Origin of the sequence: Mycobacteroides sp. LB1 (assembly GCF_013449725.1) — a bacterium.
In the GTDB taxonomy this organism is placed as follows: domain Bacteria; phylum Actinomycetota; class Actinomycetes; order Mycobacteriales; family Mycobacteriaceae; genus Mycobacterium.
This window is the reverse complement of sequence record NZ_JACCFF010000001.1, coordinates 53,630-74,548: the sequence shown is the minus strand read 5'-3', so window position 1 is coordinate 74,548 and position 20,919 is coordinate 53,630. Positions and strand designations below refer to the sequence as shown.

Annotated in this window: 20 protein-coding genes; 12 read left to right on the top strand and 8 right to left on the bottom strand. The window is 65.0% G+C overall.

The features are described from left to right. Positions 1-6: 6 nt before the first annotated feature. The 4 genes from secF (at position 7) to MLB1_RS00360 (ending at position 5,886) form a co-directional block, all read left to right on the top strand. On the top strand, positions 7-1,272 hold the full coding sequence (gene secF / locus MLB1_RS00375; protein WP_180749599.1) for a protein translocase subunit SecF: 1,266 nt from the start codon (positions 7-9) through the stop codon (positions 1,270-1,272). After that, positions 1,272-2,948 (top strand): ABC transporter substrate-binding protein, encoded by a 1,677-nt coding sequence (locus MLB1_RS00370; RefSeq protein WP_180747790.1) that lies wholly within the window; start codon positions 1,272-1,274, stop codon positions 2,946-2,948. Before secF ends, MLB1_RS00370 begins: the two co-directional genes overlap by 1 nt. Further along, complete coding sequence (locus MLB1_RS00365) at positions 2,945-3,481, top strand: adenine phosphoribosyltransferase (protein WP_180747789.1); 537 nt, start codon at positions 2,945-2,947, stop codon at positions 3,479-3,481. Before MLB1_RS00370 ends, MLB1_RS00365 begins: the two co-directional genes overlap by 4 nt. 95 nt (positions 3,482-3,576) lie before the next feature. Continuing rightward, on the top strand, positions 3,577-5,886 hold the full coding sequence (locus tag MLB1_RS00360; protein WP_371750582.1) for a bifunctional (p)ppGpp synthetase/guanosine-3',5'-bis(diphosphate) 3'-pyrophosphohydrolase: 2,310 nt from the start codon (positions 3,577-3,579) through the stop codon (positions 5,884-5,886). Between the two features lie 36 nt (positions 5,887-5,922). Here MLB1_RS00360 and bla read toward each other — a convergent pair whose 3' ends face one another. Both bla and MLB1_RS00350 read right to left on the bottom strand, forming a co-directional pair. Then, positions 5,923-6,825, bottom strand: a complete 903-nt coding sequence (gene bla / locus MLB1_RS00355; RefSeq protein WP_180747787.1) for a class A beta-lactamase — start codon at positions 6,823-6,825, stop codon at positions 5,923-5,925. Between the two features lies 1 nt (position 6,826). Beyond that, a complete protein-coding gene (locus tag MLB1_RS00350; RefSeq protein WP_180747786.1) occupies positions 6,827-7,753 on the bottom strand; it encodes a peptidylprolyl isomerase in 927 nt (308 codons plus the stop codon). Between the two features lie 113 nt (positions 7,754-7,866). On the opposite strand from MLB1_RS00350, the gene MLB1_RS00345 reads away from it, so the two are divergent. Genes MLB1_RS00345 through MLB1_RS00335 form a run of 3 tightly spaced genes read left to right on the top strand, consistent with a single transcriptional unit; the run spans position 7,867 to position 10,252 of the window. Then, on the top strand, positions 7,867-8,538 hold the full coding sequence (locus tag MLB1_RS00345) for an MBL fold metallo-hydrolase (RefSeq protein WP_180747785.1): 672 nt from the start codon (positions 7,867-7,869) through the stop codon (positions 8,536-8,538). Further along, positions 8,535-9,824 carry a histidine--tRNA ligase gene (gene hisS, locus MLB1_RS00340; protein ID WP_180747784.1) on the top strand — a complete coding sequence of 430 codons (1,290 nt, stop codon included), beginning with the start codon at positions 8,535-8,537 and terminating at the stop codon, positions 9,822-9,824. Before MLB1_RS00345 ends, hisS begins: the two co-directional genes overlap by 4 nt. Positions 9,825-9,829: 5 nt before the next feature. Beyond that, positions 9,830-10,252 (top strand): hypothetical protein, encoded by a 423-nt coding sequence (locus MLB1_RS00335; RefSeq protein ID WP_180749598.1) that lies wholly within the window; start codon positions 9,830-9,832, stop codon positions 10,250-10,252. 4 nt (positions 10,253-10,256) lie between these two features. On the opposite strand, the gene MLB1_RS00330 is transcribed toward MLB1_RS00335, so the two are convergent. Next, entirely contained in the window at positions 10,257-10,610 is a 354-nt protein-coding gene (locus MLB1_RS00330; protein ID WP_180747783.1) for a gamma-glutamylcyclotransferase family protein, read from the bottom strand. A 67-nt stretch (positions 10,611-10,677) separates the two neighbouring features. On the opposite strand from MLB1_RS00330, the gene MLB1_RS00325 reads away from it, so the two are divergent. Together MLB1_RS00325 and MLB1_RS00320 are read left to right on the top strand one after the other, a co-directional pair. Continuing rightward, positions 10,678-11,163, top strand: a complete 486-nt coding sequence (locus MLB1_RS00325) for a DoxX family protein (protein ID WP_180747782.1) — start codon at positions 10,678-10,680, stop codon at positions 11,161-11,163. Positions 11,164-11,193: 30 nt separating this feature from the next. Continuing rightward, a complete protein-coding gene (locus MLB1_RS00320; protein ID WP_180747781.1) occupies positions 11,194-12,201 on the top strand; it encodes an Rv2578c family radical SAM protein in 1,008 nt (335 codons plus the stop codon). A gap of 17 nt (positions 12,202-12,218) precedes the next feature. Here MLB1_RS00320 and MLB1_RS00315 read toward each other — a convergent pair whose 3' ends face one another. Further along, positions 12,219-13,106 carry a neutral zinc metallopeptidase gene (locus MLB1_RS00315; protein WP_180747780.1) on the bottom strand — a complete coding sequence of 296 codons (888 nt, stop codon included), beginning with the start codon at positions 13,104-13,106 and terminating at the stop codon, positions 12,219-12,221. A gap of 162 nt (positions 13,107-13,268) precedes the next feature. On the opposite strand from MLB1_RS00315, the gene MLB1_RS00310 reads away from it, so the two are divergent. The 3 genes from MLB1_RS00310 to MLB1_RS00300 all read left to right on the top strand — a co-directional run bounded on the left by MLB1_RS00310 (position 13,269) and on the right by MLB1_RS00300 (position 17,551). Then, positions 13,269-14,780, top strand: a complete 1,512-nt coding sequence (locus tag MLB1_RS00310; RefSeq protein ID WP_180747779.1) for a carboxylesterase/lipase family protein — start codon at positions 13,269-13,271, stop codon at positions 14,778-14,780. A 72-nt stretch (positions 14,781-14,852) separates the two neighbouring features. Then, positions 14,853-16,637: an aspartate--tRNA ligase gene (gene aspS / locus MLB1_RS00305; protein WP_180747778.1), complete on the top strand. Its 1,785-nt coding sequence runs from the start codon at positions 14,853-14,855 to the stop codon at positions 16,635-16,637. A gap of 5 nt (positions 16,638-16,642) precedes the next feature. Next, positions 16,643-17,551 (top strand): DUF389 domain-containing protein, encoded by a 909-nt coding sequence (locus MLB1_RS00300; protein ID WP_180747777.1) that lies wholly within the window; start codon positions 16,643-16,645, stop codon positions 17,549-17,551. A gap of 16 nt (positions 17,552-17,567) precedes the next feature. Here MLB1_RS00300 and MLB1_RS00295 read toward each other — a convergent pair whose 3' ends face one another. From MLB1_RS00295 to MLB1_RS00280, 4 genes are read right to left on the bottom strand one after another with little or no spacing between them, the layout of a single operon-like run. After that, positions 17,568-18,587: an NAD(P)/FAD-dependent oxidoreductase gene (locus tag MLB1_RS00295; protein WP_180747776.1), complete on the bottom strand. Its 1,020-nt coding sequence runs from the start codon at positions 18,585-18,587 to the stop codon at positions 17,568-17,570. Next, positions 18,584-19,084 carry an isoprenylcysteine carboxyl methyltransferase family protein gene (locus MLB1_RS00290; RefSeq protein ID WP_180747775.1) on the bottom strand — a complete coding sequence of 167 codons (501 nt, stop codon included), beginning with the start codon at positions 19,082-19,084 and terminating at the stop codon, positions 18,584-18,586. The genes MLB1_RS00295 and MLB1_RS00290 overlap by 4 nt, the downstream gene beginning before the upstream one ends. A gap of 4 nt (positions 19,085-19,088) precedes the next feature. Then, positions 19,089-20,204 (bottom strand): type III polyketide synthase, encoded by a 1,116-nt coding sequence (locus tag MLB1_RS00285; protein ID WP_358147104.1) that lies wholly within the window; start codon positions 20,202-20,204, stop codon positions 19,089-19,091. A 29-nt stretch (positions 20,205-20,233) separates the two neighbouring features. Continuing rightward, positions 20,234-20,911, bottom strand: a complete 678-nt coding sequence (locus tag MLB1_RS00280; protein WP_180747774.1) for a haloacid dehalogenase type II — start codon at positions 20,909-20,911, stop codon at positions 20,234-20,236. Positions 20,912-20,919 lie beyond the last annotated feature (8 nt).

Below are 20,919 nucleotides of genomic sequence, written 5' to 3'. Positions count from 1 at the left end.
GACACCGTGAGCAATGGAAACGGCGCAAAGGACACCGTGGAGGGCGCCGATAAGGACTCGGCGGACGTCACCGCGAGCGCCGCGAAGGAACCCAAGTCCACTGCGGTGGAAACCGCCGGTGCCGCACCAGAACACGGGTTCTTCTACCGCCTGTACACCGGAACCGGCGCCGTCGACGTGGTCGGCAAGCGCACGTTGTGGTTCGGGATCAGCGGCGCGTTCATGGTCATTGCGATCCTGTCGATCGCGATCAAGGGATTTGTCTTCGGCATCGACTTCGAGGGCGGCACCAAGGTGTCGTTCCCGAAGGGTGAGGCCACCGTCCAGGCGGCAGAGGATGTCTTCAGTCAGACACTCGGTCGCGATGCCGAATCGGTAGTCGTCACCGGAACGGGCGCCTCGGCCTCGATTCAGATTCGCACCGAGACGCTCGACAACGACGAGTCCACGAAGCTCCACAAGGCGATCTTCGATAAGTTCGCGCCCAAGGGGTCAGACGGTAAGCCGTCTATCAATGCCATCAGCGATTCGGCGGTATCGGAGACCTGGGGTGGTCAGATCACCACCAAGGCACTCTGGGCGCTTGGCGTGTTCCTGGTGCTGGCCGGTATCTACATCGCGGTCCGCTATGAGCGTTATATGGCGTTGGCCGCGTTGGCCGCGTTGGTCTTCGACCTGCTGGTCACCGCGGGTGTGTACTCGTTGGTGGGCTTCGAGGTCACCCCGGCGACGGTGATCGGCCTGCTCACCATTCTCGGCTTCTCCCTGTACGACACCGTGATCGTGTTCGACAAGGTGGAGGAGAACACGCACGGCTTCCAGCACACCTCACGGCGCACGTTCGCCGAACATGCCAACCTGGCCGTGAATCAGACGTTCATGCGATCGATCAACACCAGCCTGATCTCGGTGATCCCGGTGCTCTCGCTCATCGTGGTCGCCATCTGGCTGCTGGGCGTCGGAACACTGAAGGACCTTGCACTGGTTCAGCTTGTCGGCATTCTGGTGGGCACGTACTCGTCCATCTTCTTCGCGACCCCGCTGTTGGTGGCGTTGCGTGAGCGCACGGAGCTGGTGGCGAGCCACACCAAGAAGGTGCTGAGCCGTCGCAAGCCCGACGCTGCGCCGCTGGCGGAAACGGGTTCGGGAACGAAGGCCACCAAGGCTGCGTCATCTGGGTCCTCGGAAGCCTCCGACGCTCCCCGGGTGCGGCCTGCCAAACCGAAGCCCGGTGCTCGTCCTCAAGGTAAGCGAAACGCGCGGCGGCACTGATGGTTTCACGGGGCCAGGCACGAGCCAGGGCACGACGGATCGGGCGGATAGGCGCCATCGCCGCGACGGTGCTCCTCGCGTCAGGACTGTTGACCTCGTGTTGGACTTCGGCGGCGAAAACGCTGGACTACGCCGTCGACGGCCGCCTCACGACCTACAACGTCAACAGCGTCGCGGGGAACGCCTCGGCAGGCGCGCAAGCGTTCAACCGCGTACTCACCGGTTTCGGCTTTCACGGACCCGACGGTCAGGTGATTGCCGACCATGACTTCGGCTCCGTGGAAGTAGTGGGCCGCATTCCGCTGGTTCTCGACTACACCATCAATGACAAGGCCGTCTACTCCGACGGCAAGCCGGTGACCTGTGAAGACATGGTGCTGGCCTGGTTCGCGCAATCCGGCAGGCAGCCTGATTTCGATGCTGCCAGCACGGCCGGATACGCCGACATCTCCTCGGTCGACTGCAAGCCGGGGCAGAAGACCGCGCGGGTCACCTTCGCGCCCGATCGCGCCTTCACCGACTGGGCCCAGTTATTCACCGCGACAACGATGTTGCCGTGGCATGTGATCGCCGACAAGCTAGGTGGGGGTGTCGACCTGATCGGCGCCATCGCCGCCAACGATGTTCCGACGCTGCAGAAGATCGCCGATTTCTGGAACACCCAATGGAATTTCGGGCCGGACCTGGACCTGTCGAAGTTCCCGTCAGCAGGCCCCTACAAGCTCGACGGTTACAACGAAGACGGATCGGTTGTACTCGTCGCCAATGACAAGTGGTGGGGGAACCCGCCGGTCACGAAGCGGGTCACGGTGTGGCCCAGCGGGATCGACGTGCAAAAGCGTCTGTCCGACGGTGACCTGGAGGTTGTCGACGTCGCCGCAGGATCGGCCGGGACTCTCACCGCGCCTGACGGATTCGCACGCACCGAGGAACCCGGATCGGGTGTGGAACAGCTCATCTTCGGTGCCGCCGGATCGGTCGGGGCTCCCGATCTGCGCCGCGCGGTGGCCCTGTGTACCCCACGCGACGCCATCTCGGGAATCGCCGGAGCGCCGGTGATGAACGCACGACTGGATACCAGTATCGGAGACTCGTTCGCCTCAGTAGAAGCTGCGGCCGAGGCGGGACGATTCATGCGTTCGGACCCGGCCGCGGCCCGTGCCGCCGCGGCCAACCGTCCGCTGACCGTCCGAGTGGGATACCAAGCGCCCAACCCGCGTCGCGCGGCGATCGTGTCCGCGATGGCGCAGGCCTGCGAACCTGCGGGGATCACCGTGCAGGATGTGAGCGCACCTGAGGTCGGGCCACAGTCGTTGCGGGACAATCATATTGACGCGTTGCTCAGCTCGATCGGCGGTGCTCCCGGAAGTGGGTCGACCGGTTCGTGGCTCATGGATGCGTACGCCCTGCGTTCTCATGAGGGAAAGAACCCGGCGAACTACGCCAACGGTCAGATCGATGGAATCATCGCCGCGCTCGCGGTGACCACCAATGCCAGGGACCAGAGCCGGCTATTGGGCGATGCATCGGCGATCCTGTGGAACGACCTCCCGACGCTGCCGCTGTACCGACAGCCACGCGTGCTGATCGCACCGAAGTCGATGTACGCCGGCACACCCAGCGTCACCCGGTGGGGCGCGGGCTGGAACATGGACCGCTGGGTGCTGCCCGCGTGACGGATACGGATCCGCGGATTGCGCTTCTGGTGGCATCGCTGACCCGTGAGGTTCCCGATTTCCCGGAGCCAGGGGTGCAGTTCAAGGACCTGACACCGCTGTTCGCGGATGCGAATGGTTTGTCACAGGTGACCGACGCGTTGGCAGAGGCGGCCGATGGTGCGTCTCTGATTGCGGGGATTGATGCGCGCGGTTTCCTCTTGGGGGCGGCCGTGGCGATTCGGCTCGGTGTGGGAGTGCTGGCGGTGCGTAAGGCCGGAAAGTTGCCGCCACCCGTGCATTCCCAGTCCTATCAGCTCGAATACGGCACCGCGGCGCTGGAGATCCCCGCCGACGGGGTGGAACTCGCCGGTCGCCGCGTGTTCATCGTCGATGACGTGCTGGCCACCGGAGGAACGCTCGCGGCAACGGTGAGGCTGTTGCGCAGTGCGGGGGCCGACGTGACGGGCGCCGGTGTGGTCCTGGAATTGTCTGATCTGGGCGGTCGCACCGCCGTGGCGCCACTGCCATTAACTGCGCTGCGCGTGATCTGAGAGATAATCTAGGCAAAGACCGGCGGAGGAGGTGAACCGTGGCTGACGAGCACGTACCCAGCGAGAATCAGGTCGCGGTGGAATCCCTGCCTGTCGTGAACGAACTGACGGTACCGAGCTCGGAGTCCCTGCGGGTCAGCGGCACCATGAGCGCTTCGCGCAGGGTGCGAGCTCGACTGGCTCGCCGGATGACCGCGCAGCGCGGTGCTGTTAGCCCAGTGCTCGAACCGCTGATGGCCGTCCATCGCGAGTTCTATCCCAAGGCCGACAGATTGGTGCTCCAGCGCGCCTATGAGGTGGCCGAAAGCCGACACTCCGAACAGTTCCGCAAGTCGGGCGATCCGTACATCACGCACCCGATCGCGGTGGCGAACATCCTGGCCGAGCTGGGCATGGACACCACCACGCTGGTTGCCGCGATCCTGCATGACACCGTCGAGGACACCGGCTATAGCTTGGAGCAGCTGACCGCCGAATTTGGCAGCGAGGTGGCCCATCTGGTCGATGGTGTGACCAAGCTCGACAAGGTGGTGTTGGGCAATGCCGCCGAGGGCGAAACCATCCGCAAGATGATCATTGCGATGGCGCGCGACCCTCGGGTGCTGGTCATCAAGGTCGCCGACCGGCTGCACAACATGCGCACCATGCGATTCCTGCCGCCGGAGAAGCAGGCGCGGAAGGCACGCGAGACACTGGAAGTGATTGCGCCACTGGCGCATCGGCTGGGCATGGCCACGGTCAAGTGGGAGCTCGAAGATCTTTCCTTCGCGATCCTGCACCCCAAGAAGTACGAGGAGATCGTGCGGCTGGTCGCCGACCGGGCGCCGTCACGCGATACCTATCTGGCCAAGGTTCGTGCGGAAATCATTGCCACCCTGAATGGTTCGCGTATCAGTGCCGTCGTCGAGGGGCGCCCCAAGCACTACTGGTCGATCTACCAGAAGATGATCGTCAAGGGCCGTGACTTCGACGATATCCACGACCTGGTGGGCGTCCGGATTCTGTGCGACGAGATTCGTGACTGTTATGCCGCTGTGGGCGTGGTGCACTCGTTGTGGCAGCCGATGGCGGGCCGCTTCAAGGACTACATCGCGCAACCGCGTTTCGGTGTCTATCAGTCGTTGCATACCACCGTGGTCGGGCCCGAGGGCAAGCCGCTGGAGGTGCAGATTCGCACCCGCGATATGCACCGCACCGCCGAGTACGGCATCGCCGCGCATTGGCGTTACAAGGAAGCCAAGGGGCGCAACGGAGTTCCGCTCACGCTTGCGGGCGCCGAAGTCGACGATATGGCGTGGATGCGCCAGCTGCTCGACTGGCAGCGTGAGGCCGCCGACCCTGGTGAGTTCCTGGAGGCGTTGCGGTACGACCTGGCGGTGCAGGAGATCTTCGTCTTCACCCCCAAGGGCGACGTCATTACCCTGCCTGCCGGATCCACTCCGGTGGACTTCGCCTACGCGGTGCACACCGAGGTTGGGCACCGCTGCATCGGTGCGCGCGTCAATGGGCGCTTGGTGGCACTGGAGCGCAAGCTCGAAAACGGGGAAGTGGTGGAGGTTTTCACCTCCAAGGCCGCCAGCGCCGGCCCGTCGCGCGACTGGCAGACCTTCGTGGTGTCACCGCGTGCCAAGGCCAAGATCCGGCAGTGGTTCGCCAAGGAACGGCGCGAGGAGGCGTTGGAGGCCGGTAAGGACTCCATCGCCCGTGAGGTGCGCCGCGGTGGACTTCCGCTGCAGCGCTTGGTCAACGGCGAGGGCATGGCATCGTTGGCCCGGGAGCTGCGCTACCAGGACACCTCCGCGCTGTACACCGCGGTGGGCGAGGGGCATGTTTCGGCCCGGCATGTGGTGCAGCGGCTGGTTGCCCAGCTGGGCGGGGTGGACAGCGCCGAGGAGGAACTCGCAGAGCGGTCCACTCCATCGACGATGCTGGTGCGCCAGCGCCGTAGCGACGATGTGGGTGTCGCGGTGCCGGGTGCCCCGGGTGTGCTGACCAAGCTCGCCAAGTGCTGCACCCCGGTACCGGGGGATCAGATCCTCGGATTTGTCACCCGCGGCGGGGGAGTCAGCGTGCACCGCACCGACTGCACCAACGCCGAATCCCTGCAGCAGCAATCGGAACGGATCATCGAGGTGCACTGGGCGCCGTCGGCGTCCTCGGTGTTCCTGGTGGCCATCCAGGTCGAGGCGCTGGACCGGCATCGGCTGCTCTCCGATGTGACGCGTGTCCTTGCTGATGAGCGAGTCAACATCCTGTCGGCCTCGGTGACCACATCGAATGACCGAGTTGCCATCAGCCGGTTCACTTTTGAGATGGGCGACCCCAAGCATCTGGGCCATGTCCTCAACGTGGTCCGCAATGTCGAGGGCGTCTACGACGTCTACCGGGTTACATCCGCCGCGTAATCCCTTACGCCGAGCACCAGTGTGGACACTCGGCGGTTAGGAAGTCAGTGCCTTGAGCGCGATTCGGGTGGCCTCGGCGATGGTCTGCTTGCCCTTGGTGGATTTCGGGTCGTCGGGGATCGCGAGCACCGCGATGGCGATGGGCGCACGCCCGGGTGGCCAGATCACCGCGATGTCGTTGGTCTCGCCCTTGAATCCGCTGCCCGTCTTGTCGCCGACCGGCCAGCCCGTCGGGACACCCGCCCGAATCGATTGATCACCTGTGGTGTTCCGCTTCATCCAGTCGGTGAGCAGGTCCCGGCCCTGGGGATCCAGCCCGTCGCCGAGAACCAGCCTGCGCAGGGTGGTCGCCAGCTGTAGCGGGGTCGACGTGTCCTTGTCGCCGTCGGGAATGTTCAGCTGACCCTCGATGCGATCCATACGAGAGATGTTGTCGCCCAAGCCTCTGACGAACTGCTCGGTGACCTTGGGGCCGCCGAGCTGAGCGATCAGCAGGTTGGCGCCGGTGTTGTCGCTATAGCGGATCGTCGCATCACACAGCTCCGAAATGGTCATGCCGTCGGCCACATGCTTGGAGGTGATCGGCGCCCACTCCAGAACGTCGGCCTGCGTGTAGTGAATCCGCTTGTCCAGCAGGCCCGGATCGCTGCGGCGGCGGTGCAGAATCGCCGACACGATGAAGGTCTTCACCGTCGAACACATGATGAAGCGTTGGTCGCCCCGAAAGCTGAATGTCGCACTCGAGCCGGCCTGGACCGCACACACGCCGAGGCGGCCGCCGAAGTCCTCTTCGAGGGAACTCAGCGCGATCCTCGCCGGGTCAACGGGTAGCCGGCATCCGGTTCCCGCGGATTGGGTGAACTCGTACGCCCCGGCACCCACCGCGGCCACCGCACCTGCGGAGAGGCCCCCGATAAGCAGCTTGCGACGCGAAATCACGTCAGTCGAGCTGCAGGTCGATGATCTTCACCTCTTGGGCGGGTGTGCCATCGCCCGAGCCGCGAGAACCCGGCTTGATGCCGTTCTTGGCGATCTTGGCCAGGGTGTCCATACCGGTCTTGTCGATGGTTCCGAACACCGTGTACTGCGGCGGAAGCTTCGAATCCTTGTAGACCATGAAGAACTGGCTGCCGTTGGTGCCAGGTCCCGCATTGGCCATCGCCAATGTGCCCGCCGGATAGACGACGGCACTCTCCGCGGCCGGATCACCCGGCTTGTACTGGTTGGTGGGGTACTCGTTGTCGAACTGGTATCCCGGGCCGCCGGAACCGGTGCCCGTCGGGTCGCCACACTGCAGCACCGAGAGACCGCCACTGGTTATCCGGTGGCAGATGGTGTCGTCGAAATATCCACCCTGCGCCAGGCTGGCGAAGCTGTTCACCGTGCACGGAGCCTTCGCATTGTCCAGCACCAGGCCGATGTTGCCCTGGCTGGTTTTCACGCTGGCGGTGAGCGTCGCGGGTTCGGTGGGCACCTTCCCGGTTCGCGGTATCTGCTTTTCGATCTTCTTGGAGGGCTTTTCCGCGGGCAGGTACTGGCAGTTGGCACCCAGATTGGCGGGGGCCACGAACTGCGGGAGAGCCGGCCCTGTGACAGGCGGTTCGTCGGGTGTCGGCAACGAGGAGGTCGGCGGTGCGTCGACCGTGGAGACCGGGGTGGTGTCAGAGGCGGTGGCCAGGGCGGAGTCGGTCTTATCGCTCTTGCGGATGGCCAGCCATGCGGTGATGGCCACCGCTGCGAGGACGGCGACAACCGCGACGCCGCTGATCGCCCAGATCCGCTGCTTGCGAGCGCGCTCCGCACGGCTCTCCAGCTGTCGCTCCAGCTTGCGCTTGGCGGTCTGACGTCGCTGCTCGTTGGTCGGCACCGGGCTCTCCTTCTAGGGCTTCCGCTGAAGAATCATCGAAGAATCTAGGTCGCCAGAGAGTGTGCCAGCCACACCTGAGAGAACGTGCAGGACCCGCCGCCTAAGCTGTTCGGGTGCTGATCACCGGATTTCCCGCGGGCATGTTCGCCACGAACTGCTATATCGTGGCGCCCCACGAAGGCGGCCCTGCCGTCATTATCGATCCCGGCCAAGAGGCCATCCCGGGTGTCAAGGAGATCCTCGCCGAACGCAATCTGACCCCCGCGGCGGTGCTACTCACCCACGGGCATCTCGATCACACGTGGACCGCGCAGCCGATCGCCGACGAGTACGGGATCCCGGTGTACATCCACCCCGATGATCGCGTGATGCTTGCCGATCCGCTTGCCGGGATCGGGCCGGGCCTGGGTCAGTTCATCCAGGGCGTGGAGTTCACCGAGCCCAAGGAGCTCATCGAGATCGGCGACGGCGACAAGCTGGAGCTCGCGGAGATCACCCTCACCGTGGATCACACGCCCGGGCATACGCGCGGCTCGGTGGTCTTCGGGATCGAGGTCGACACCGAGAACGGCCCGGTTGATGTGGTGTTCAGTGGCGACACCCTGTTCCAGATGTCGATCGGGCGCACCGACCTGCCTGGCGGGAACCACCAACAGCTGCTTAATTCGATTGCGGCCAAACTGCTGACCCGCGACGATTCCACCGTTGTCCTCCCCGGGCACGGCAACTCCACCAGCATCGGCGACGAGCGACGCGCCAACCCGTTCCTCGAGGAAATTCAGTGAGCGAGAAGACATACGGGGCTGGATCCTTTCGGGCCCCGAAGGGCATTCCCGATTACATACCACCGGACTCGGCGCAGTTCCTGGCGGTGCGTGACGGCTTGTTGGAACAGGCGCGGCTGGCCGGGTACGGCTATATCGAATTGCCGGTGTTCGAGGACACCGGACTGTTCGCCCGTGGGGTGGGGGAGTCCACCGATGTGGTCAGCAAGGAGATGTACACCTTCTCCGATCGCGGCGATCGTTCGGTAACGCTGCGCCCGGAGGGCACGGCCTCGGTGATGCGTGCGGTCATCGAGCATGGCCTGGACCGCGGCCAGCTGCCCGCGAAACTGCGTTACGCCGGACCGTTTTTCCGGTATGAGCGTCCGCAGGCCGGCCGCTACCGCCAGTTGCAGCAGGTGGGCGTGGAAGCCATCGGCGTCGACGATCCGGCCCTGGATGCCGAGGTGATCGCGATCGCGGATGCCGGGTACCGCTCGCTGGGGCTTACCGGCTTCCGCTTGGAGATCAGCTCGCTGGGCGATGCGTCTTGCCGCCCGCAGTACCGAGAGTTGTTGCAGGAATTCCTCTTCGGCCTGGACCTGGACGAGGCGACGCGGGAACGGGCCCGTATCAATCCCATTCGGGTACTCGACGATAAGCGGGCCGAGGTGCGCGAGATGACCGCCGCCGCGCCGCTCATGCTCGACCATCTCTCGCAGGAATCCAAGGCGCATTTCGATGAGGTTCTCAATCATCTGGACGCGTTGGGCGTGCAGTACGTGGTGAACTCGCGGCTGGTGCGCGGCCTGGACTACTACACCAAGACCACATTCGAGTTCGTGCATGACGGACTGGGCGCGCAGTCGGGGATCGGCGGCGGCGGGCGCTATGACGGACTCATGGCGCAGCTCGGTGGACAGTCGTTGTCGGGTATCGGGTTTGGGCTCGGCGTGGACAGAACTCTGCTCGCCCTGCGGGCCGAGGGCGTCGAGGTGGGGGACAGCGGGCGCTGCGAGGTGTTCTGCGTTCCCCTTGGGCAGGACGGAAAATCGGCGTTGGTCAAGGTGGCGGCGCAGCTGCGTGCTGCTGGAATCCGCACCGATATCGCGTACGGCGACCGTGGACTCAAGGGTGCGATGCGCGCGGCGGACCGCTCCGGAGCCTCGATTGCACTGGTCGCCGGGGACCGGGAAATCGGTGAGGGAAACATCGAACTCAAGACGCTGGCAGATGGCGTTCAGCACCCGGTGCCGATTGGTTCGATTGTCGACGAGGTAACGGCGCGGCTAGCATCGCGGATATGACACGTATGGGACGTATCGCAGCAGGTCTGCTCGCCGTGGCCGGTTCCGCAACCTTGACCATGTCCGTGACGGCCCTGATCCCGGTAGCGCAGGCGGCACCGCACCAGGTGAAGTACGTGATCAGCTCCGACCGTGAGTTCCTCTCGCAGACCCTCGTGCTGCAGAACGAGCCGCCCAGCAAGGCCGCGTACGACTCGGAGTCGAGCAAGTATCTGGTGCGTAACTCGACCCGTATCTCGCCCGACGCTCCGTTTGTGGTCGAGACCACGTTGAACGATCCGACGCAGTGGGCTTATGTCAGCGCGAGCGCGGCGGCCAAGGCCGTTACCGGTGCTCCCGTGTTCCATTGCGAGGTGTTCGTGGACGGCGCTCTTGCAACGCAGGCCGATGGCGAGACCGCTGTTACGTGCGCACTGCGTAAGTGGTAGCGCGCTAGCCGGCTGCCCACACGTAGACCCAGGCCGTTGCGCCTGAGCGCAGCGGCACCGAAATGCGTCGATAGTCGTCGACTTCGTATTCGTCGGCGGAGGCCAGCTGTGCGGCGGTAATGGAAAAGACTGTCCCCGGGACCTCCGCTGCGGCCGTTGCCGACGGACGCAGGATGGGATGCCGATCGTTGCCGCTGGTTGCTATGACACGCGGGTCGGTGATGGTGACGTAGTCCAGGTCGAACCCGACGATGGCGTCGCCCTGCCCTTGGAGTTCCTGCCCGAATGTGGCGCGTTGCACCTCGGGCTGCTGCAGGGTGCCATAGGAAAATAAGAGCTCTGTCGTCGATTCCGTCACGTGATAAGTCAAGCAGTCCCTCGCGTGCGACGCATCTCAGTACCACCGCGCTCCTACACTGACCGGCATGCGTCGTTGGCCGGTCGAACTCTGGAAGATGCTTGCCCGGGCAAGCATCGGATACATGTTTGTCAGTGGCGCGGTGGGAAAGATCGCCGATCTCGGGAGGTTTCGCGATGACTTCGCGGCATGGGGTGCCCCGCTGCCGTCGATATCGGCGCCCGTGACGGCGTGGGTGGAGTTGATCGCCGGAGTCATGCTCATTGTGGGTCTGCTGACCGGGATGGCTGCGCTGGCACTGTCCGCAATCATGGCCGGAGCGATCTGGCTATCGGTGGTTCCTGGGCTCGCGGGGCAGTCCACGGCTGAGTTCTTCAGCAATTTCTTCTACTCACCGGAATGGCTGTTGCTGCTGGTGCTGGGAGCGGTCGCGTGGGTCGGTGCGGGCACGCTTAGCTGCGACAACCGGCTGCGGCACGCCAATCTTCTTGTGGCCGGCCATAAGTGGAATCTTGCCGATCCACGGGGGCTTTCGAGCGCGTTTGGCGCTTGACACCGTATCGAACATATGTTCGCATAAGGTATGCGGTGGGACGGTCAGGCACTGGCGGCCGACGATGGTGCGCTCCCGGGTTTGGAGCGCATCGGTCTGGTGCGCAGCGTCCGCACACCCGAGTTTGAAGGCATCACCTTTCACGAGGTGTTGTGCAAGTCGGCGCTCAACAAGGTCCCGGCCGCGTCCATGCTGCCGTTTCGCTTTACGGTCAACGCATTTCGCGGGTGTTCGCATGCCTGCCGTTACTGCTTCGCGCGCCCGACGCATGAGTACCTGGAATTCGACAGCGGTGCTGATTTCGACACTCAGATCGTCGTGAAGACCAATCTGGTTCCGGTGCTCCGGAAAGAGTTGCAGCGCAAGTCCTGGGCGCGTGAGACGGTCGCGCTCGGCACCAACACCGATCCCTATCAGCGGGCCGAGGGCCGCTATCAGTTGATGCCGGGAGTGATTGCCGCGCTGGCCGATTCGGGGACACCGATGTCGATCCTTACCAAGGGGACGTTGCTGCGCCGAGATCTACCCCTGCTCGCCGAGGCGGCCGGGCAGGTGCCGGTAGGCCTGGGCGTCTCGCTCGCTATCGGCGATGACGCGGTACACCGGGAAGTCGAGCCGGGGGTGCCCTCACCCCAGGCACGGCTGTCGCTCATCGCCGCGGCGCGCGAGGCGGGATTTGAGCCGCATGTGATGGTGGCGCCGGTGCTTCCGTTTCTCACCGACTCGATTGAGCATCTCGATGACCTGCTGGGCCGCATCGCGGATGCCGGCGCGGGTTCCGTGACGGTTTTTCCGTTGCATTTGCGTGGGACGACACGGGGCTGGTTCATGTCCTGGGTATCGCAATCGCATCCCGAGCTGGTCGGTCGATACCGGGAGCTGTACCGGAAGGGCGCATATGCGCCGGCCGAGTATCGGTCATGGCTACGAGAGCGGGTGGCCCCGTTGGTCGACAAGTATGGATTGGCCTCGCACCGTGAGGAAACCCCTACGCGGCCACCAAAACTGGTGCCCGCGCTGGAGCCGACGCTGTTTTAAGCCGCCGAGCCCGGTGCCTAGTTCAGGTTCTCGGCGTTGAAGGTGTCGCAGACGCGGTAATCACCGCTGCGGTACCCCTCGGTGAACCACCGCTGACGTTGTTCGGATGAGCCGTGCGACCACGACTCCGGGTTGACGCGCCCGGTCGCACGCTTCTGAATTCTGTCATCGCCCACCGAGGATGCCGCGGAGAGCGCGTCCTGAATGTCCTGATCCGACAGTGGTTTCAGGAAGGGCACCCCGGTGCCCTCCTGCTTGGTGGTCGATGCGTGCTGGGCCCAGACCCCGGCGTAGCAGTCGGCCTGCAGCTCGGTGCACACGCCGCCACCTGCCTGGCCCTCGGCGCAGCGTTGATTCTTGCCCAGCACGCCGAGCAGGTTCTGCACGTGATGGCCGTACTCGTGGGCGACCACATATTCCTGCGCCAATGGGCCGCCGCTGGATCCGAACTGGTCGACCAGCACCTGGAAGAAGCTGGTGTCGAAGTATGCGGTCTGGTCGGCGGGGCAGTAGAAGGGGCCGACCTCGGTGGTCGCGGCGCCGCAACCGGTGTTCACCTGACCGCTGAACAGTTTCACGCCGGGCCGTGGGTACTTCGGCCCGAGGATCTGCTTCCAGACGGCGTCGACGGAATTCCCGGTAGCGATGATGCGGCAGTCCAACGCGTTGTTCGCATCGGCACCGGTTTTGCAATGGCTGAAGTCCTGTGTCTGCTCCTGCGCCGGGCCCGCTTGCTGCTGGCCCTGCTGTTGCAGAACCTGGCTGGGGTCGCCGCCGAGCAGCATCACCACCACTGCGATCAGCAACCCGCCGACACCACCGCCGATGGCCAGTTTCGGGCCGCGGCCCATGCCTCCACCCGAGGTGGTGCTGGTATCGATCTGCATGCCTTCGTTGAAGGTCATTGGTCTGCCACTCCCACGTTGTATCTCTGCTACTCAGTTATCGGCTGCGTCCGGCTGCCGATACCTTTGCATACTCCACAGGCCGACGTATCGCTACACGGCGAAGAGTTCATGTCCGTCTCCGGTACTTTCCCGCGGCGCCACACGGCCCATAGCGGGTCTATGGCCTCCGCCCGCATTACGATTCGATACGTGGCCGTTGATGTCGCCTTACCGACCATCGTCCGCACACCATTGGGAGACCTGCGGGGAACCATCGATCGCGGCGTTTCGGTGTGGCGTGGGGTGCCGTACGCGCAGCAGCCCGTCGAACAGCTTCGGTTCCTGGCACCCGCTCCGCTGGAGGCCTGGGACGGTGTGCGCGACGCCATAGAGCACGCGCCGTTGCCGCATCAAGGAAAATCGTTCGTGGGTGCCGGGCGGGACGACCCCAAGGTCCGAGGCGAAGACTGCCTGACGGTCACCGTATGGTCGCCCGACGTCCACGCCAGCCTGCCCGTCATGGTGTGGATCCCGGGCGGGGCCTTCGTTTTTGGTGCTGGGCAGCTGGAGCTGTACAGCGGTGCGCGACTGGCCGCCAATGGCAATGTCGTGGTCGTCAATGTCACGTACCGGATCGGAGCGCTGGGTGGGCTGGAACTCAGCGCCCTGGGCGAGGGTTTTGACGACAACCTGGCCCTGCGTGACCAGATCGCCGCGCTGAAGTGGGTGCGCGACAACATCGCGGCCTTTGGTGGCGACCCCGATCGCGTCACGATTTTCGGTGAGTCGGCAGGGGGGACTTCGGTGCTGGCGCTGTTGGCCAGCCCGGCGGCGGGAGGGCTGTTCGGTCGCGCCATCGCGCAGAGCCCGGCGTTACCGCTCATTGCCGACAAGGCCCTGCGAGACCGGCGTGCGCACCGGTACATGGAGCTGCTCGACGTCACGGACCCCAGCCGTCTCAAGGTGTTGCCGCAGCGGGAACTGCGCCGCGGCGCGGCCAAGTTGCAGATCGAGAGCGCGACCGATACCCCGATCCTCGGATACGGGCTCACCTACGGCACTGACCTGCTGCCACACCACCCCGTCGAAGCGGCGCGGCGCGGCGAGGTGCATCAGGTGCCGCTCATCATCGGGTCCAACAGCCATGAAGCGTCGATGTTCGCGCGGGTGAAACCGCCGATGCTGCCTACCACCGAGTCGACCATCAACGGCTACTTCAACCGGATAGGCCCGGAGTATCAAGACGCGATCGTGTCCGCATACCCGAGATACCCGAGCCGTTCGGCGCTCGTCGCCCTGGGTTCCGATGCCATGTTCGCCGCCCCCATGTGGGCCTTCGCCGATGCCTACAGTGCCTTCGCCGATACATTCATGTACCGGTTCGACCACACCGCCTGGGGCCTCAAGGTGCTCGGCCTCGGTGCTACCCACGGCAGCGAGATCGTGCACGTCCAGCACAGTTATGGGTCATTCGTCGGGATGCTGCTGAGCCCGCTGGGGGCGCGGATGATGCCCTCGGTCGGCCGCCGCATGCAGCGCGCCTGGCTGGACTTCGCGGTCGGAGACGGACCCGAGGGCTGGCCGACGTATGGAGCAGAGGGTCGACGGACCCGGATCATCCGGTCCCGTGCCGACGTCACCGTGGAGGATCCGGACTCGGTGCGCCGTCTCGCCTGGGCCCGGGTGCACTGAGTCCGTCGAGGTCGCTAAACGCGGGCCGCTAGGCTCAAATGTCTTAACACTGACTTTTCGAAGGGATCTTTTGTGCTGCGCAGTCACGACGCGGGAACGTTGCGGGAGTCCGACGCCGGGCAGCGGGTAACGCTTGCCGGCTGGGTGGCTCGACGACGCGACCACGGCGGCGTCATCTTCATCGATCTGCGCGACGCCTCCGGCGTGTCGCAGGTGGTGTTCCGCGACGACGCGGTGCTCGAACAGGCTCATCGGCTGCGTGCCGAATTCTGCGTCGAGGTCAGCGGAATCGTGGAGGTCCGGCCCCAGGGCAACGCCAACGACGAGATCCCCACCGGCCAGATCGAGGTCAACGCCGCCGAACTGACCGTGCTCAACGAGAGCGCGCCGCTGCCGTTCCAGCTGGACGAAACCCCGGGTGAGGAAGCGCGTCTCAAATACCGGTACCTCGACCTGCGTCGCGAGGGTCCGGGCAATGCAATGAGGTTGCGCTCCAAGGTGAGCGCCGCGGCGCGCAGCGTGCTGGCCCGCCACGATTTCGTCGAGGTGGAGACGCCGACACTGACTCGCTCGACGCCGGAGGGCGCGCGCGACTTCCTGGTACCGGCCCGTCTGCAGCCGGGCAGCTTCTACGCCCTGCCGCAGAGCCCGCAGCTGTTCAAGCAGCTCCTCATGGTCGCGGGTATGGAGCGGTACTACCAGATTGCGCGTTGTTACCGGGACGAGGATTTCCGGGCGGACCGGCAGCCCGAGTTCACCCAGCTCGATATCGAGATGAGCTTCGTGGACCAGGACGATGTCATCGGGCTTGCCGAGGAGATCCTCGTGGCGTTGTGGGATCTGATCGGCTATCACGTGCCGACACCCATCGCGCGCATCACCTATGCCGAGGCGATGCGCCGCTACGGCAGCGACAAGCCGGACCTACGTTTCGGCCTGGAGCTGGTGGAGTGCACGGAGTACTTCTCCGACACCAGTTTCCGGGTTTTCCAGGCGCCCTACGTGGGTGCGGTGGTGATGCCCGGCGGTGCCGATCAGCCACGTCGCACGCTGGACGGCTGGCAGGAATTCGCCAAACAGCGCGGACACAAGGGACTGGCCTATGTGCTGGTGGGGGAGGACGGCACCCTCGGCGGCCCTGTCGCCAAGAACCTGTCCGATGCCGAACGCGATGGGCTGGCGGCCCATGTCGGCGCCAACCCGGGTGACTGCATCTTCTTCTCCGCCGGTGCTGTGAAGTCCTCGCGGGCTCTGCTCGGTGCGGTGCGCGGCGAGGTTGCGCAGCGCCTCGGTTTGATCGACCCCGACGCCTGGGCATTCGCCTGGGTGGTGGACGCGCCGATGTTCGAGCCTGCCGATGACGCCACCGCCGCGGGTGACGTGGCGGTCGGTTCCGGTGCGTGGACTGCGGTGCACCATGCCTTCACCTCGCCGAAGCCGGAGTCGGAGAACACCTTCGATACCGATCCGGGTTCGGCGCTGGCATTCGCCTACGACATCGTGTGCAACGGCCACGAGATCGGCGGAGGGTCGATCCGTATCCACCGCCGCGACGTCCAAGAGCGGGTCTTCAAGGTGATGGGCATCAGCAACGAGGAGGCCCAGGAGAAATTCGGGTTCCTGTTGGACGCCTTCGCATTCGGCGCCCCGCCGCACGGCGGGATCGCCCTCGGCTGGGACCGGACGACCGCGCTGCTGGCCGGCACGTCTTCGATCCGCGAGGTCATCGCCTTCCCGAAGTCCGGTGGCGGTGTCGATCCGTTGACCGATGCCCCGGCGCCGATTACCGCGGCGCAACGCAAGGACTCCGGGATCGACGCCAAACCGGAAAAGCCCGGTAAGCCTGCGGACGCATAGGGCACGTGCTTCACGTCCGGATTATCGCACCTGCGGACCTGTCCGATCAGGTGGTGGAATTCCTTTCCACCACAACAGGAGTCGCGCATATCGTGCGCCTGCCCGAAGCGGCGATCAGTCCGGCGGGCGATGTGATCACCGCCGACGTGGCGCGCGAGACCGCCAACGACGTGCTCGACGGACTCAAGTCGATCGATATCGACAAACGTGGGTCGATCACTGCGGAGGTTCTCGACACGGTGATCTCGCAGACCGCCTATGAGGCCGAGGACGAGGCCGAGGGGGATCCGGCCGATGCCGTCATCTGGGACGAACTGATCGGTCGTACCCGCGAGGAGTCGACCCTCAACCTGACCTTCCTGGCATTCCTATGTCTGGCCTGTCTGATCGCTGCAGTCGGTGTGGTCACCGACTCGCCGGTCACCATCGTGGGCGCCATGGTGGTTGGCCCGGAATTCGGCCCGCTTGCCGCCCTGGCGGTTTCGATCGTGCGGCGTAAGTGGTCGCTGGCGCGTCGGTCACTGCTGGCGCTGATGGTGGGCTTCCCGGTGGCGATGGCGGTGACTGCTGTCGGAGCGCTGGCCGCCGAGGGTGCCGGATGGGTAACGCTGAAGAGCGTGCGAGAACTGCAGCAGGTTGACTTCGTGTTCCAGGTGGGGCCGTTCTCGTTGGTAGTCGCGCTGCTGGCCGGAGCCGCAGGCATGCTCTCGCTGATGTCGGCGAAATCGGCTGCACTGGTGGGCGTTTTCATCTCGGTCACCACCGTGCCGGCCGCCGGTTTCGCGGTGGTGGCGGCGACAGTGGGGGAATGGGAGCTCGCCGGACTGTCCACATTGCAGCTGGCGGTCAACCTTTTCGGCATCGTCCTTGCCGGGGTGTTGGTGCTGCTGGTACGGCCCAGGGGTCTGCGCTAGGCGCCGGCTGCTCGTGTCAGCCCGCCAGAGTGTTGACGGCACGCCGGAACAGCGCTGGCGCCAGGGCGGAAGCGGGCACAATGGCCTTCCGGGTGAGACGAGGCGCCGTGGCCAGTACCAGCCCGCGTGTCAGGTACCGGTAGCGCCGGGTCACCTGGTGCCATGCCGCCTCGTAGGACTGCGGTGTGTCATTCACAATGGCATCGATCGCCGCGGCCGCCTGCTTGACCGCCAGGCTGACGCCTTCTCCTGTCAGGGCATCTTCGTAGCCGGCGGCATCGCCGACCAGCAGCACCCGACCCTCGACCCGCCGTGAGACGACTTGGCGCAGTGAGCTGCATCCACGGGCGGGACCGGGCCGGGCATCGCACAGCCGGGCAGAAAGCTGACCGAACCAGGCAAGATCCGGCTGCTTATGCCGGCTCAGGATTGCCACCCCCACGAGATCGGGTTGCACCGGAGTGACATAGGCCTCGCCCCAGGGCGACCAATACACTTCGACGTACTGCGACCATGGCGCCATCGCATAGTGCCTGCGCACGCCGTGTCGGTGCGGTCTACCCGCTGTGGTGGCGATGCCCAGAGCGCGGCGCACCGGTGAATGCAGCCCGTCGGCGGCGATCATCCATTTGGCCCGGATGCCGGCGGCGCTGACCCCGGCTCGGTCTTGGTTGACTTCCGAGACCCGCATTGCTATCGATTGCGTCCCTGTGGATTTCGCGCGCTCCGCGAGCGCGGTATGCAGGGTGGTGCGCCGCACGCCGCGTCCCGTGCCTCCTGTGAAATCCGCCTGGGCGCGGCGGCGCTCGCTCAGATAGGTGATACCGCACAACGGCATTCCCGCCGGGTCTACGTCGAGTTCAAGCAGCTCTGCCAGACCGCCCGGCATCAGTCCTTCGCCGCATGCTTTGTCGATCGGAGAGGTGCGGGGCTCGGCCACAATGACAGTGAGCCCTTGCCGTCTGGCGCGCAGAGCGCAAGCCAGGCCGGCCGGGCCCCCGCCGACGATCAGCAGGTCCGCGTCATAGTCCGTCATGCGTAGCCAAGAGCCTTGTTTTCCACCCGGATTCGCGTCACCAATACGAATGCATTGGCCACGGTGAAGCACAGCGCGGTCGCCCAGGCCGTGTGTACGAGCGGCAGTGCGATTCCTTCGGCGACCACGGCCACATAATTCGGATGGTGCAACCAGCGGTACGGGCCCCGCCGCACCAACGGCGCTTCGGGTAACACGATCACCCGGGTGTTCCATCGCTCACCGAGACTGGTCACGCACCACCAGCGCAGTATCTGACTGAGCACAACGATGGCCAGCATGGACCAGCCGAGAATCGGCAGGAACGGCCTATTCAGCAGCCACACCTCAAGGACGCAACCGACCAACAGCCCCGTATGCACGGTGACCATCGCCGTATAGTGCCCACGGCCAAATTCCTTGCCGCCCCGGCTGAAAGACCAGCGTGCATGCCGGTTGGACACCACCAGCTCTGCGAGCCGCTCGATCCCCACCGCGAGGATCAACAGGTAGTACACGGCGCTACCAGGCCAGCAGTACGAGCTCGGAGCAGAAGCCCGGGCCCATGGCGATCATCATCCCGATAGACCCGGGAGGCGGCGGGGCGGCCAAGGTGGCCCTCAATACATCGAGGACTGATGTCGAGGAGAGGTTTCCGTTATCCCGCAATGAGTTCCGGGTGTGAATCAATGCATCCTCAGGCAGTTCGAGACCTCGCTCGATGGCCTCGATGACCTTGGGGCCGCCGGGATGGCAGACCCAGGTGGTGACATCGTCAACGGTGAGACCGTGATCGGCGAGGAAGCGCGTCACATCTTCCCGGAGGTATTTTTCGGCGATCGAGGCGACCTCGGTGGACAGAATGATCTTGAAACCGTCGGAACCGATATCCCAGCCCATCACCCCCTCGGAATCGGGGTAGAGCCTGCTGCGGGTGGCAAGCACGCGTGGGCCAGACGCTGCCCGATTCGCGCCGACTGCCACCACGGCCGCAGATCCGTCGCCGAAGAGGCTGGAAGCCACCAGGTTTGCCATTGACTGGTCGTTGCGCTGGATGGTCAGTGAACACAGCTCCACCGACAACAAGATCGCGACATGGTCGGGGAAGGCGCGCAGGTAGTCGTGTATCCGGGCGACGCCGGCGGCACCGGCCACGCATCCCAGCCCGAACAGCGGCACCCGCTTGATGTCTGGGCGTAATCCGACCCGCTCGACGAGCCGGGCTTCCAGGGTGGGCACGACCAGGCCGGTGACCGTTGTCGACACCACCAGATCAACTTGCGATGGTTCGATGCCCGCAGATTGCAAGGCTGATTTGATGGCGCGCTCACCGATTTCCAGCGCAGTGTCCCGGAACGTGTCGTTGGCTTCGGTGAAACCGCTGATGGTGCTATATCGGTTGAGAGGCAACGCCAGATGCCGCGATTGCACGCCCGCCGACTTGGCGAACCGCTCGAATGCGGGTCCGGCGAAGCCGGTCAGTGCCGAGCAGATGTCTGCCTGGCTGTACTGATTCGGCGGAAAGGCCGTCGCGGCCGCCGCGATCGATGGGGCCCCTACCTGCTGTGCTGCGACTTTCGCGGCAGCAGATTGGGGACTACGGACGGAGGAAGGATTCGAGTCCACATACATGGTCACGAGTGGGACCGTGGTTTGGTTCAACCGTCTCAGCGGATTTGGTGAATACCGGACACTTCCTGGTCGAACTCCCCGTCCGCGTCGGTGTGCGCCAGCACGGGATCGCCGTATTCGAGTGGTCGCGACACGAACACCGTGCCCATGCCGATCTCCCGCGCGGCACGCAGGTCATAGGGATGCGCGGCCACCATGGCCGCCTCGCTGGGTGCCACACCGAGGTAGCGGAGTGCACGCCGGTACACCACCGGGTCCGGCTTGAAGCACCCGAACACCTCTGCGGTGAGGACCGTATCCCACGAAATGCCCAGGTGTTTAAAGAGATTCACCATGGTGGCCATATCCGTATTCGAGAGGGTGGCAATCGTGGCTCGCGAACGCAGCGCCGCGAGACCGGCAGGCACGTCCGGCCACGGAATCAGGCGCTGCCAGCTGGCCGCGGCGGCCTCGGCGGTCGCAGCGTCCGGGCGCGGGAGTCCGAACGTCTCACAGACGTCCGCGAAGCCGTCTGCGTAGAGATCCTGAACCCGTGTCCAGTCGTCCACGGATTGCGTCAGATTCGAGACGCGGTCGAAATAGTCTGCGCGCCAGGCCCGAGTGAATGCACCGGCGTCGACCTCGGGCACCTGCTCGGCAACCGTGCGCGACACCGGTTCGAAGAAGTCGAGCAGCGTGCCCTGCACGTCGAACAGGTATGCCTTGTACCGCAACGAGGCTC